General features: G+C 43.6%; 13 protein-coding genes. 6 read left to right on the forward strand and 7 right to left on the reverse strand.

What is annotated here, in order from left to right; all coding sequences use genetic code 11:
* Positions 1–62: 62 nt before the first annotated feature.
* The 6 genes from uvrD to lptM are packed head-to-tail and all read right to left on the reverse strand — an operon-like array spanning position 63 to position 5669.
* Positions 63–2225, reverse strand: a complete 2163-nt coding sequence (uvrD, locus tag ABWP91_RS18970) for a DNA helicase II (RefSeq protein WP_353244563.1) — start codon at positions 2223–2225, stop codon at positions 63–65.
* 59 nt (positions 2226–2284) lie between these two features.
* Positions 2285–3001 carry a 5-amino-6-(5-phospho-D-ribitylamino)uracil phosphatase YigB gene (yigB, locus tag ABWP91_RS18975; RefSeq protein WP_353244564.1) on the reverse strand — a complete coding sequence of 239 codons (717 nt, stop codon included), beginning with the start codon at positions 2999–3001 and terminating at the stop codon, positions 2285–2287.
* Entirely contained in the window at positions 3001–3930 is a 930-nt protein-coding gene (xerC, locus tag ABWP91_RS18980) for a tyrosine recombinase XerC (protein WP_353244565.1), read from the reverse strand. The genes yigB and xerC overlap by 1 nt, the downstream gene beginning before the upstream one ends.
* On the reverse strand, positions 3912–4616 hold the full coding sequence (locus tag ABWP91_RS18985; protein ID WP_353244566.1) for a DUF484 domain-containing protein: 705 nt from the start codon (positions 4614–4616) through the stop codon (positions 3912–3914). The genes xerC and ABWP91_RS18985 overlap by 19 nt, the downstream gene beginning before the upstream one ends.
* A gap of 24 nt (positions 4617–4640) precedes the next feature.
* Entirely contained in the window at positions 4641–5465 is an 825-nt protein-coding gene (gene dapF, locus ABWP91_RS18990; protein WP_353244567.1) for a diaminopimelate epimerase, read from the reverse strand.
* 21 nt (positions 5466–5486) lie between these two features.
* The gene (gene lptM / locus ABWP91_RS18995) at positions 5487–5669 is read right to left on the reverse strand and encodes an LPS translocon maturation chaperone LptM (protein WP_353244568.1); all 183 of its coding nucleotides are present in this window, start codon (positions 5667–5669) and stop codon (positions 5487–5489) included.
* A gap of 224 nt (positions 5670–5893) precedes the next feature.
* On the opposite strand from lptM, the gene cyaY reads away from it, so the two are divergent.
* Positions 5894–6211, forward strand: a complete 318-nt coding sequence (gene cyaY / locus ABWP91_RS19000; RefSeq protein WP_353244569.1) for an iron donor protein CyaY — start codon at positions 5894–5896, stop codon at positions 6209–6211.
* A gap of 52 nt (positions 6212–6263) precedes the next feature.
* Here the strand turns inward: cyaY and ABWP91_RS19005 are convergent, their stop codons facing one another.
* Positions 6264–8840: a class I adenylate cyclase gene (locus tag ABWP91_RS19005; RefSeq protein WP_353244570.1), complete on the reverse strand. Its 2577-nt coding sequence runs from the start codon at positions 8838–8840 to the stop codon at positions 6264–6266.
* 594 nt (positions 8841–9434) lie between these two features.
* Between ABWP91_RS19005 and hemC the strand changes: the two genes are divergently transcribed.
* The 5 genes from hemC (at position 9435) to ABWP91_RS19030 (ending at position 14113) form a co-directional block, all read left to right on the forward strand.
* Positions 9435–10379: a hydroxymethylbilane synthase gene (hemC, locus tag ABWP91_RS19010; RefSeq protein WP_353244571.1), complete on the forward strand. Its 945-nt coding sequence runs from the start codon at positions 9435–9437 to the stop codon at positions 10377–10379.
* Complete coding sequence (locus ABWP91_RS19015) at positions 10376–11131, forward strand: uroporphyrinogen-III synthase (protein WP_353244572.1); 756 nt, start codon at positions 10376–10378, stop codon at positions 11129–11131. The genes hemC and ABWP91_RS19015 overlap by 4 nt, the downstream gene beginning before the upstream one ends.
* A 3-nt stretch (positions 11132–11134) precedes the next feature.
* Positions 11135–12388, forward strand: coding sequence for a uroporphyrinogen-III C-methyltransferase (hemX, locus tag ABWP91_RS19020; RefSeq protein WP_353244573.1), 1254 nt, complete (start codon positions 11135–11137; stop codon positions 12386–12388).
* Positions 12389–12390: 2 nt separating this feature from the next.
* The gene (hemY, locus tag ABWP91_RS19025) at positions 12391–13584 is read left to right on the forward strand and encodes a protoheme IX biogenesis protein HemY (protein WP_353244574.1); all 1194 of its coding nucleotides are present in this window, start codon (positions 12391–12393) and stop codon (positions 13582–13584) included.
* A 301-nt stretch (positions 13585–13885) separates the two neighbouring features.
* Positions 13886–14113 (forward strand): hypothetical protein, encoded by a 228-nt coding sequence (locus ABWP91_RS19030; RefSeq protein ID WP_219244960.1) that lies wholly within the window; start codon positions 13886–13888, stop codon positions 14111–14113.
* The last annotated feature ends 145 nt before the right edge of the window (positions 14114–14258 follow it).

Raw genomic sequence — 14258 nt, forward strand, 5'->3', positions numbered from 1 at the left:
AAATAATAGTAGGCCATATAAAAACACCGCCAATCGGCGGTGTTAGTGTTAAAAGAACAAGTTTATAAGGTTTCTAACCTTGCATAAGAAGCCACCAGCCACTTAATACCTTGGCCTTGAAACGCAATTTGCAGGCGACAGTGCTCACCACTACCCTCGAGGTTAATAATCGTACCTTCACCAAATTTTGGATGCATCACTCGTTGACCTAAAGCATAACCAGAATCATTTTGGCTGATAGGTGTACCAAGACGCTGATGGCTAACTGGTCGTGAAACTGTAGCGCGTAAGCGAACCTCCTCCACACATTCCGTTGGCAGTTCACCAATAAAACGCGATGGCCGGTGGTAAACTTCTTTGCCATATAAACGGCGGCTTTCTGCATAAGTAATGGTGAGCTTTTCCATTGCTCGAGTAATACCGACGTAAGCTAAACGGCGCTCTTCTTCTAAACGGCCACTTTCATCCATCGACATCTGGCTTGGGAACATCCCTTCTTCCATGCCCACAATAAAGACCACTGGAAATTCCAAGCCTTTAGCAGAGTGCAGGGTCATTAATTGAACGGCGTCTTGGTTGACATCGGCTTGACCTTCGCCTGATTCAAGCGCTGCATGGGATAAAAAAGCCTGCAATGGCATGAGATCTTGGTCTTCTTCTTGATAACTGAAGTCACGAGTCGCATTGACGAGTTCCTCCAAGTTTTCAATTCGAGCCTGCGCCTTTTCACCTTTTTCTTGCTCATACATTGCACGCAGACCAGAGTCATTAATTACTCTATCTGCTTGAACATGTAATGGCATCTCTTGGGTTTCTTTCGCAAGTGCGTCAATCAGTTCTAAAAAGCGTTCGATGGATGCCGCTGCGCGCCCACCAAGGACTTGCTCGCGAAGTAAGTACTCACAACTTTCCCATAATGTTAACTGCTGGTCACGTGCTGTTTGGCGGACGGTATCTAATGTGCGCTCACCAATCCCACGCGTCGGAGTATTAACCACTCGCTCAAATGAAGCATCATCATTGCGATTAGCTATTAGCCTTAAATAAGAAAGTGCATCTTTAATTTCTTGGCGTTCAAAGAAGCGTTGCCCGCCATAAATACGATATGGCATCGCACTTTGAATTAATGCCTCTTCAAGCACACGGGACTGCGCATTACTGCGGTATAACATAGCGCAATCTTGTAAAGCACCGCCATTTTCCTGCCATTGTTTGATGCGCCCCACCACATAGCGAGCTTCATCTAATTCATTAAATGCACAATAAAGCGAAATCGGTTCGCCATCACCGCCTTCCGTCCATAAACTTTTCCCTAAACGGTCGCTATTATTGGCAATTAATGTATTCGCGGCTTTTAGAATATTGCTGGTTGAACGGTAGTTTTGTTCAAGGCGGATAGTTTCAGCACCAGGGAAATCATTGAGGAAACGCTGAATATTTTCAACTTGTGCACCACGCCAGCCGTAAATCGATTGGTCATCGTCCCCAACAATCATGACTTTGCCCGTCTCACCCGCCAACACGCGGATCCACGCATATTGAATACTGTTTGTGTCTTGGAATTCATCCACCAAAATATTGGTGAAACGTTCGCGGTAATGTTGCAACACATGGGGTTTATTCAGCCATAGCTCGTGAGCACGCAGTAGTAATTCCGCAAAGTCCACCAGCCCAGCACGGTCGCACGCCTCTTGGTAAGCTTGGTAGACTTTTAACCACGTTGCCTCAACAGGGTTGCCATAACTTTCAATATGTTGCGGACGAAGCCCTTCATCTTTTTTCCCGTTGATGTACCACATACCTTGGCGCGGTGGCCATTGTTTTTCATCAAGGTTCATGGCTTTAAGTAACCGACGAATTAAGCGGTATTGGTCGTCACTATCTAAAATTTGAAAATCTTGCGGTAAGTTGGCATCCATGTAGTGTTGGCGTAACAAGCGATGTGCCAAACCGTGGAATGTACCAATCCACATACCGCCTTCACTACTTCCAATCAATTGATTGATTCGATGGCGCATTTCAGCTGCGGCTTTGTTGGTAAAGGTCACCGCCATAATCGAAAATGGCGAGGCATTTTCAACGGACATCAACCATGCAATTCGGTGTACCAATACGCGCGTTTTCCCACTTCCTGCTCCCGCAAGAACAAGTAAATTGGTACGCGGGGCAGCAACCGCTTCGCGCTGTTTGTCGTTTAGACCTTCGAGCAGATAAGAGACGTCCATAGTTACCATCAAAGCAAAACAGTGGCAAATACCACTGTGTTTTTATACATGAAAAATGATTATACCAATGATAAGAGAGATTCCAACTGGGAAATTTCAACGTGTGGCAATAAGCGTACGTCTTTTTCTTCCATCAGTGTTTTTTGGCTTGGGTTTATCCAGCAGGCTTGCATACCGCTATTAATCGCCCCCTCAACATCGGTGAGCAAGTTATCCCCCACATGCAAAATAAACTGTGGTTCGATATCTAAGCGCTGCGCAGCTAACCGGTACATGTCACAAAAAGGCTTCGAGCGCCCATCAGGGCCTGCTTTTAAAACAAACTGAAAATAATCCCCCAAACCACACGCATCAGGCTGCGCATTACCATTGGTAATCGCCACTAACGGCACTTTTTCAGCAAGCTGAAGTAAGGTTTTATGCGTTGATTCAGGGATATCGATTTGATTACGCCAATACGCAAAATGCGCCATGATATCATCCGCACCTTTTTCGGCATCTTCCCGCGAATAGCCATAATGGCAAAACATCATTTTCGATGAAAGCCAACGCCAACGTGAAATATCATGAAAAATTTCAGGTTCTTGCTCTTCCACTAAACGACGAAAAGCATACAAATCATCATTACTAAAATGATTGAATCGCGGGTCATATTCACGCACAAAACGTAAAACTTCGTCTTCCGTTTTATCAATAACAGGGTGGTTATCGTAAAGCGTGTCATCCAAATCAAACGTAATCGCTTTAATTGGCGATAGCGGGCGGTAAAAATGCATTAAGGTTTCTCCCTCTTTGCTCTCGGATGAGCCACATCATAAACGTTTGCTAAGTGCTGGAAGTCTAGGTGCGTATAGATTTGTGTTGTTGATAAATTCGCATGGCCTAAAAGTTCCTGCACTCCACGTAAATTACCACTTGATTCAAGGATATGTGTCGCAAAAGAGTGGCGTAATTTGTGTGGGTTAATGTGGCTATTAACCCCTTGCTTAATACCCCATTGCTCAAATCGTTTTTGAACATTGCGATTCGAAATTCGCTTGCCACTTTGGGTTGAAATAAAGACAGCGTCGTCTTCAGGTTCATACAACTCGCGCATTTCTAACCAGCGCTGTAACCAGCTCACCGCTGTTTTTCCCAGCGGGATTTTACGTTCTTTACTGCCTTTACCCATCACCTTGACTTCACCCATTGTTAAATCAAGATGACGGACATTTAACCCGACCAGTTCTGATAAACGTAAACCTGCACCGTACATCACTTCCAACATGGTTCTATCTCGAACAACCAGTGGATCGCCGCTGTCCATATTCAGAAGCTGGGAAACTTCATCCACATCCATGTTCTTTGGCAGGCGTTTTTTGGCCTTCGGCGCTTGAATCGCCTTTGCTGGGTTCGCTGGCAGTTCACCTTGGTGCACCATCCAATCACAAAAACTTCTTAATGATGAAAGACGCAGCGCCATACTGGCCGCTTGAAGCCCCGATTTTCGGCTTTTTGCTGCAATATTGCGAACTAGTGTGGTATCGAGCTTTTGCCATTCATCAATTTTCATTGAAACCAGCATTTCAACAATCACACTGAGCTGGCGACGGTAATTTATGATAGTGACAGGGCTTAACCGACGCTCAACACGTAAATAGCGCAAGAATGCTTCTACTTGGATCATCAGCCCATCAGGCTGAGCATCTACAGGCGTTCTATCCATTGGCTTAATAACCTCGGAAGAATTTGAGCGACTTTTTCTAACATCACGGTGCCCATCCCATATTGGTAATGTTCACGGGAGCGACTGGTAAAAATTACCATGCCTGATTCGCCATGGTGGCCAAATAATGAAATTGCCACTGAGCCCACATTCAAAGCTTCTGGTAACAATAACTGAATTTCTGGCCCATTTAAACGACCAAGATAATTCTGCCTTTCACCAAACCGTTGAATTCTCACAGGTTCAAAAACACGGCGGGCGATCACCAGTTGATGCGCATCAAGAGGGGCAGACAAACGCCAGCTGTCACTAAATAGACGAACAGATGCACCTGACAATCCGAGTTTTTTCGCCCAGCGGTTCAGTGCCTGTAGCATTTCTTGTAAGCTTTTTGATGATGACATTTCAATCACCAGCAGTAATAACTCATCAAAAAGCTCCACATTTTCATGCGCTTGCTCAACCATAAAACGGATATCTTGCTCAAGTTCTTTAATTTTTATCCGTTGGCGGCTCATCACTAACTCAGGTAAGGAAACCGCCCCGTTCACCACGTGGGGAACATTTATTTGCTCAACAAGCGCTGGGTGGCGTAGAAAAAAATAAGGATTTTCCTTTAAGTACTGCACCACGTCATTTTCATCCATTTGATGAATCTGTTTGGATGCTTTTTCAGTTTTATCCATACTATCCTCTTTGCCCTTTCAAGATTATATCTGGATCACTCCATCATAAACATGTGCCGCAGGACCCGTCATATAGAGCGGTGTTCCCGGCCCATCCCAAGAAATAGCAAGGGAACCACCAGGTAAATCCACACGGACCCGCTTAGCTAATAAACCTTGAGAAATCCCAACCGCGACGGCAGCACACGCACCGCTACCACACGCTTGAGTCTCCCCCGCACCGCGTTCGTAAACACGCAAACGAATATGCTCTGCGCTAATAATTTCCATAAAACCAATATTAGCACGTTCCGGAAAACGCTCATGACTTTCGAGCGCTGGACCTAATATTTCCACTTCCGCAGTATGAATACTTTCCACTTGGATAACACAATGCGGGTTACCCATTGAAACGACACCACACAACACTGTACGTTCTTGTGCACGGATAATATAGGTTTTTTCTTCCTTAACTGCGCGAAATGGAACTCTCTGTGGCTCAAAATCAGGTTCACCCATATTCACACTGACATCATCATTTTCGTTAATGGTTAATGTCATGCGGCCTGATTGAGTACTCACTTTAATTTTTTGCTTATTGGTTAAACCTTTAAGGCGAACAAAACGTGCAAAACAACGTGCCCCATTACCACATTGGGAAACCTCACTGCCATCCGCATTAAAAATGCGATAATGAAAGTCGAGATCAGGGTCATAAGGCGCTTCAACCAACAAAAGTTGGTCAAAACCAACCCCAGTATGTCTATCGGCTAGGCGACAAATCATTTCTGGGGAGAAATACACATTTTGGGTTACTCCATCAACCACCATGAAGTCATTGCCTAAGCCATGCATTTTAGAGAATTGCATTTCACGCTCCATAGCGGCAACTTACTGGTTGGCTGCTTGAGCAGGCTCTTTTACTGAGCTGCTTGGCGCGGTAGGTTGTACATCAGATGTTTGCGACGATGCCGCATTCTCTTCTGGTGGAAAATAAAGAGGGCCTTTTAAGCCACAGCCAGAAAGGGTAAATAAAACAACAAGTGCGCTAAGCCCAACTAAACTTTTTTTCATTCTTTTTCGCCTGTAATACTTACTTTTAACATCTGATATTTTACACAATAACAGGACTGAACCCGCAAATCACGTCTGTTTATCAAGCATGTTGACATTATATACTTTAGGCTAAATTTAATCTGAAAAATTTAAGGGCTTCCCTCCCCGTGCATTCCCCCCTATAATTTTCATTAACTATAATAATTTCAATCAACTAATTGTGAGCAAACAGGAACTTAACCGTGAATGACAGCGAATTTCATCAGCTAGCAGAAACGCTGCTTAGTGCAATAGAAGAGCATTTAGATAATTATGATGGTGATGCCGATATTGATTGTGAGATTAATGGCGGCGTGATGACCTTGAGCTTTGAAGATGGCAGCAAGATCATTATCAATAAGCAAGAAGCTTTTCACCAGATGTGGCTAGCCACCAAACAAGGTGGGTATCACTATGACTACCTAGATGGTAATTGGATTTGTGACCGTTCTGGTCATGAGTTTAAAGAAAAACTGGCAGAAGCTATCGCATTTCAAAGCCAAGAACCGTTTTCTTTCTAAGAAATACAAAGCCGCTGGCAGGCAAAAGCCTGCTCGCGATGAATAGAATAGATTAATAATAGTGCGCTTGTTGCTGCCCTTGTGGCGTTAAGCGCATATCATGCCCAATTTCATCACTTTCATCTTCTGCACTAAACGGCCATGTCGCGCCAGAAAACGCCACCACTTGGTTTTTACCCTCTTGATTAATAATTTGGTAAAACTGGGGTAGATTAAAATTAATAAAATTAGCACCGTAAGTGAAACGGTCATGGGAGGACGAGTAAAACTTACTCACGTCACGCACTAGATCTTCTTTCGAGCCTTCACAGTGGGAATAGATTTCGACACGGTTAGCTTCATCTAAGACATAGATATTAAAACCAGTATTGTCTGGGGTATTTTCAAAGAAAAACTGCACAATGCCTTCACTGGCATAGCCATCAACGACCGCAGGTAAATGATTATCACGCTTCGCTTGCAGTTTAACTGGCCAACCGTGCAATTTGTTATGGGAAATTGCACCATAGAATTCAACCGCATTTTCGAGTTTTTGTACTGAAACATTTAGGCGTTCAAAGAACAGCCCCCACGTTTGCCCCGCAATACGTAACGCTTTGAAGCGCCCCGGGTCATTGCGATTACTGGATAAACGAAGCTCAACACACTCGGAAACTAACTGTTGCACACGGGTACGAATCAAACCACGTAAATGCTCACTATAACAAAAAACTTCAACCGCTTCTGGCGGTGCCGCATCTTGGTGCATCTTACCTAAAATGGTTTTTAATGCTTCTAACATGCATTGCTCGCCGCTGAAATGCAGGGTTCTCACCTCATTCCATGAGTTGCGGTACAACAAATCAATGCTGCCGATAAGGCATTGTTGTGACTCACCAAAGCTGAAAATATCCAGTTTTCTGAAATCCACATGCACCACTTGTTCAGAATAAACCTGAGTCGGGTCTTTTTCTAAGTTAACGATAATGGCAAGGTGGCGAATTTCACATGGACTATACAGCGCTTTTGGTGTGGGTGCAGGCAAACGAATTGGGAAATGGCTAGAGACGTCATGCATTAACTCAAGCAGTTTTCGTTCATCACACTGAGATTGCCCATTGTGCATATACACTTGCGTATTTTCAGTCAGTAACCCGTTGAAATACGCCCATGCCACCAACTTATTCAAATAACGGTTATATTCAAGAGGTTGATGACCAATAATCGCGTCAATATTTGGTGCTTGATTATACAGATACCAGCCACTGCGATTCGCACGCCCTGCGGGCACGTAAATAAAGGTTAAGTGAGATTCACTTAAGTCAGGAGAAATCTGTGGGTTCACCAAGGTCACTTTACCCGGCAAGGCTTCAAAAGCTGCATATAACTTACGTGTTAATACCCCAATATCTTGTGGGCTTGCACTAACACTTAAATTATTTCGACGCGCAAAGCGAATAAGGTTTCGATAGCTTTGCATCATCGTATCGAGTAACTCATTGTGCGCTTCACGAACACGTTCAATTTTCCATTGATTACGTGAATCAAGTAACGCTAAACGTTCCGCACTCCATCCCCAAGACTCAACGAGTTGAGATAGCACATCACGACGCCAACCAGAGCAGGCGTTGCCATCGTCTTCAGAGAGTTTTTCACAGACTTTGAGGTAAAAACAGCGGCGGATAAGATCAAGGCGGGTAGAGTCATTGATTTCGGTGAGATAGCGCGTAACACGGTCTAACATCAGACAATATGAATCTAAACCGTAACTCACGATTTCGCCTGCATGTAAATGGCGTTTAAATTCCATGGCCAGCAATTTACCGTGTGGGTAATCCCATGAATAAGACTCAAGCAAAATGCTTTTTAGAACCGCTTTATAGGGTGAATCGACACTTTTATATAACTGCCACAGGCTGGCACCAAAGTATTCCGCAGCTGACAGCTCACCTAATCCACCTAAATCTAGCCATTCGTTGGGCGTCAATACACCTTGTGCATATAACCCCATCACGTATTCATCGTAATGCTGTTCTTCTTCAACGGGCACCATCGTCCACAGCAAACGTTTTCCTGCCATACGCACTGCGGTACGATAAAACTCATCTAATAACAGAATATGCTGCGTTGAACCGCAATTTTCCCCACCAATGTGCCCACTGGCATGGTGACGAAAGCGGTTTTCATCGATTAAAAAGATGGTGACATCAATACCTAAAGACGCCGCCCATTGCTCAATCAACGTACATTTCTTTTGCAGAAAGCGTTTTTCTTCGTGATCAAGCCATGAAGGATGACAAACCCACACATCAATATCAGAACAGTGGCTTTGCCCAACAGAAGAGGTACTGCCCATTGAATAAATTCCAGTGATAGGTAATTCACCATTTGCACTCGAATCTATAGGTAAGAAGCGTTCAAATTGCCCTAGCCATTTCATTTGCTCTGTATCTGGGGAGAAAAAACACACACCATGAGGGACGCTACCTTCGATAAAACCAGGCATCATAGGATGATGATAATGAAACAAGACTGGCAGCAAGCTATAAACCTGTGAGAAGGTTTCGCTCATAGACGCCGTCGCGCGCTCTAACCGTAATTGGTTTATCGCATCAAGTCTTTGCTTTAAGGTTTCAATATAGAGATACAAAGGTTACGCCTGACTGTAATGAATGTAATACAAATCTGGAAATTTCCCAGCACCCAACAGATAGAGATAGATTTAAAAAAGTTTTCAAATGAATTGTCGGAAACGTGATCAATTTAACACCTTGGAGCAAAAGGGTAAAGTAGATCACATAATTTTATACGCTTATTTTTGATACAAAATGCTTTTCAACATATTGTATAAAAAGGCTTTTTATTTTTTAACTTGGTAGAATATCCCTTGTTTTTCAATGGAATAATATCACTCACGTAAATTGTTTAACAAAATAACAATTCAAAAAGATATTAAGTACAATACGCACAGCGCCTGTGCTTGCACGCTTCAACACAAATTTATGCAAATCCCGCCCCTCACAATGGCATAAATAGCACGATAAGCTAAAGGAATAACGCAATTGCTATCTTAGGTCATCATCTTTTGAATCACTTTCCTGCATCATGGTCACAAATATAAATCTGTTACAAATAATCTGGATGGTGATTTTGTACCCAACTGGAAAAAAAATCCTTAACATGTTAAAACTAATGCCAATTGTATGGTTAATACACGGCAATGTTCGCCAGAGAAAACAGCAAAATGACATCAACAAATATCGTGCGTATTGCAACGCGTAAAAGCCCTCTCGCCCTGTGGCAAGCGCATTTTGTCAAAGACAAATTAGAGCTGCTTCACCCCGGTTTACAGGTTGAACTTGTCCCCATGGTGACAAAAGGCGACATCATTCTTGATACCCCGCTGGCAAAAGTAGGTGGAAAAGGGTTATTTGTTAAAGAGCTGGAGCTTGCGTTATTAGAAGGACGTGCGGATATTGCCGTTCATTCAATGAAAGACGTGCCCGTTGAATTCCCTGAAGGACTTGGTTTGGTCACTATCTGTGAACGCGAAGACCCTCGTGATGCTTTTGTGTCTAACCAGTACGACAATATTGATGCCTTACCGAAAGGCAGTATTGTTGGCACATCAAGTTTACGTCGTCAGTGCCAACTCAGAGAACTTCGCCCTGATTTAGTTATTCGTGATTTACGCGGTAATGTGGGCACCCGCTTATCAAAACTCGATAACGGTGAATACGATGCCATCATCCTAGCCGTTGCAGGCCTAAAACGCTTAGCGCTTGAATCGCGTATTCGCACTGCACTTGAACCTGAACAATGTTTACCCGCTGTTGGGCAAGGTGCTGTTGGCATTGAATGTCGCTTAGATGATACGGTAACCCGTGAGTTACTTGCAGCACTGAACGATGATGATACCTCGACTTGCGTACTTGCAGAGCGTGCGATGAATATGCGCTTAGAAGGCGGATGCCAAGTCCCTATCGGCAGCTATGCAATTTGGCAAGATGACAAAATTTGGTTACGTGCCCTTGTCGGCGCACCAGACGGTAGCGTGATTATTCGCGGTGAGCGGCTTATCACCCCACAAGAGGCTAGCCAAGCAGGTATTTCACTAGCTGAAGAGCTATTAGAACAAGGCGCAAGAGAAATTTTAGCTGAAGTGTATAAAGGAAACCCGCCTGCATGAGAGTCCTTGTCACACGCCCTGAGCCTTCGGGCTCAGAGCTGATAACGGCAATTACCTCAATAGGTGGGCAAGCTTATGCCTCTCCTTTAATCCGTATTGGGCCAGGTGCTGAGCTCAAGACCTTGGTTACTCAGCTCGATGCTCTAGAAACGAACGATCTGGTCTTTCTTTTGTCCAAAAATGCAGTCGAGTACGCAAATTTAACGCTTGAACAAACGGGACGTAGCTGGTCTGATAAGTTATCTTACTATGGAATAGGCCGTTCTACTGGGCAGTATTTTCAGCACACAACTGGGCAAACAGCACGTTGGGCTGACCATGGGGAAACCAGTGAAGTGCTTCTTACCCTTCCTGAGCTCCAATTTTTAGAAGGCAAACGCGCCCTTTTATTGCGGGGTAATGGTGGAAGAGAGCTTCTCGCATCCACATTACGTTCTCGCGGTGCTCACGTTGATTATTGCGAATGTTATGTAAGGTTGCCTGTAAATTATGACAAAACACTCTTCAATCAGAAATGGGTGCAAACCGAAATTACGGATGTCGTAATCACTAGCGGGCAAATGTTAGCCTTGCTTGAAGAATTAATCACCGATGAATATCGGGTATGGTGGTTTTCCCGCCGCCTGCTTGTTGTCAGTGAACGGATTGCAGACCTTGCTCGCCAAAGTGGATGGCAGAAGGTCTGTGTAGCGAATAGCGCAGATAATAATGCTTTAATTGAAGCATTAATCTCAACCGATATGGGATGCTAATTTATGACGGAACACGATAAAACGACCGAGACGGTGACGCCAGAAACAGGTGAAAAATCAACAGTTCACCGCGGAACCAAACCCTCTTCGGAACAAAAACGTTCTGGTCTCGTAGGCGGGATTCTTGCTATTGCGGTTATCATCGCCATTGGTGGTGGTCTCTATTATTTCACCCAACAAAGCAATGCTAAATTAGTTAATGAAAACAATGAACTAAAACAGCAACTAAGTGATTTAATCGATCAACAAAACTCAGATAGGCAACGTGTAGATGCCTTGATTGCTGCCAACAAAGACATCAAAAATCATGCCGTTGAATATGAAGATAAATTAAATCGCCGTATGCAGGAGCTGCAAGCTCATGTGACGGCGCTTTCAAGTACCGATGTCAAAAGCTGGCTGATCGCCCAAGCTGATTTCATGGTGAAAATGGCTGGCCGTAAATTATGGAATGATCATGACCCCGTGACTGCCGCGGTTCTCCTCAAAAGTGCAGACTCCAGCTTAGCCGAGATGAACGACCCAAGCCTGCTTGATATTCGTAAATCCATCAATAATGACATGGCAAAACTGGCTGCGATTAACCAAATCGACTATGACGGTATTATCTTAAAGCTAAATCAGCTCAGTAATGAAGTTGATAACTTACGCCTCGCGGATTTAAACAGCGGTGATGCCGCGGATGATAATAGTGATGTAAGTGACGATGTTGCTGATTGGAAACAAAATCTGTCACGCAGTTGGAAAAGCTTCACGAGTGATTTTATTACCGTTCGTGCTCGTGACGGCTCAGAAGCCCCATTATTAGCGCCAAACCAAGATATTTATTTACGCGAAAATATTCGTTCACAACTTTTAATTGCCGCTCAAGCGGTTCCTCGTTACCAAGAAGAAACGTATAAACAGTCATTAGAGCAAGCTTCTACATGGGTGAGAGCCTATTTTGATACTGAAGCGCCAGCAACAAAGGCTTTTTTATCAACCATTGATGAGCTAATCAATCAGCCGATTGATGTTGAAATGCCCGATGCCCTCGAAAGCCAAGAAAAGCTTGAAAAACTGATGCAAACGCGCGTTCGCAGCTTGCTTTCACAAACTGAAACTGACAAACCCACTGATGGTGTAGTTGATGCCGCCGCTGAAGCAGTAAAAGACGCAACAAAAGCCGCAGAAGATGCCGTTCCTGCTACTGATGCACAAACGCCGGATACAGAACACCCTTTTGAATCCACAGAGCCTGCTGGCAATAGGGGGTAATGATGATTAAGGTATTAATCCTCTTCCTAGTTCTGATTGCTGGTGTGATTTTAGGGCCACTATTGGCGGGTCACCAAGGCTATGTCTTTATTCGTACAGACAATTATGACATCACCACCAGTGTCACTAGCCTAGTGTTAGGTTTCATCCTGCTGCAATTTGTACTGCTATTCCTTGGTTGGTGTTATCGCCGTTTTATGAGTACCACTTCGCGCACAAAAGGATGGGTGAGTGGTCGTAAATACCATAAAGCGCATACCCAAACTCAAAAAGCCTTGCTGAAATTAGCTGAAGGCGACTTTGAGCAAGTTGAAAAGCTGATGAGTAAGCACGCCGATTTCTCTCAACAGCCAGTGATTAACTATTTGATGGCCGCTGAAGCTGCGCAGCAACGCGGTGATGAGTTCCGTACTCACCAGTATTTAGACCGTGCTGCTGAAGCCGCGGGGAGCGACCAACTCCCTGTCGATATTTGCCGTGTGCGTATTCAGCTTGCTGAAGGTGAAGTCCATGCCGCTCGTAATGGTATCGATAAACTAATTGATAAAGCCCCAAGGCACCCCGAAGTTTTACGTCTTGCTGAACAAGCTTACCTACGTTCGGGCGCGTACCAAGCATTGATCGAATTACTCCCAGTGATGGCAAAAGTTCAGTTTCATAATGAAGACGAACTTGATGCATTAAAGCTGAAAGCTTACAAAGGGTTAATGAACCAATGCATGGCTGAAGGTGGAAGTGATGGCCTTAAAGATTGGTGGAAATCACAACCTCGCCGTGTCCGCCATGAAACCGCACTTCAAGCCTTCTTGGCTGAACACTTAATTGAGTGTGGTGATACCAAAAGCGCAGAAAAAATGATTATTGATGGGTTAAAGCAACAATATGATGAGCGCTTACTGCTGTTAGTACCAAAAATTAACAGCGATCACCCTGAAGCTATCAAGAAAACGTTGCTGCATCTGCAAAAACAAAATGGTGCCACACCTTTATTAAACAGCACATTAGGTGTTTTATCGTTACATAATGCTCAGTGGGAAAAAGCAGAATCTTACTTTAAAGCCGCGTTAGCACAGCGCTTTGATGTTCAGGATGCTTCATGGCTCGCAGATACTTACGATAAGCTGCATAAACCAAATGAAGCCGCTAAGATTCGCCAAGAAGCCTTAACCCATTCATTGAAACAAGAACGCACTTAAGCATTTACGTATATTCGCACCCAATAAAAACGCCACTCACTAAAGTGGCGTTTTTTTTCTCATCTCTAACACCCGATAAAGACACAAAAAAGTGGCATTCAGGCCCGCTTTGTTATCTCATTAATATCCAAAAACGACAAAGAAAGTATTATCGTCGGTATAGTGCGTGAAAAAATGAACATCTCTAAAAAACACAATAAATTCATTGTAAACAAAACAAGCGCAGCTATGTCATAAAACAAATACATAGTGTATAAAACACTATATGCATTTTTGTTTTGAATGAATTTAGGAAATCTATATGAATGTAGTTAAAGCTATTTGGCGCTGGATTATCGCAACACCAAACCGTTTACAAATCTTTTTTGACCTACTGCTGTTAGTTTTATCACCTTTTGTTTTTATTATGATCATTGGTTTTAATACTGAAGACCTCAGTAAAGATATTTTCATCATTACGTTCATTATTCTTTGTTATACCTACATCACCCGCTGGATCAGTAAATGGTTTAGCAAAGGTAAAAATTAGTCTTCCTATTTGATTTTGCCTCTTATCCACATAGATAAGGGGCTATGCTATAAAAAATGCAAAAAAAAACACCTGCACTAGGCAGGTGTAAAATACAATCAGGTCTACAGACGGATGGTGCCTCACTCAACGTTTCGCCCGTTCG

Origin of the sequence: Providencia sp., from assembly GCF_040396775.1 — a bacterium.
Taxonomy (GTDB): domain Bacteria; phylum Pseudomonadota; class Gammaproteobacteria; order Enterobacterales; family Enterobacteriaceae; genus Providencia.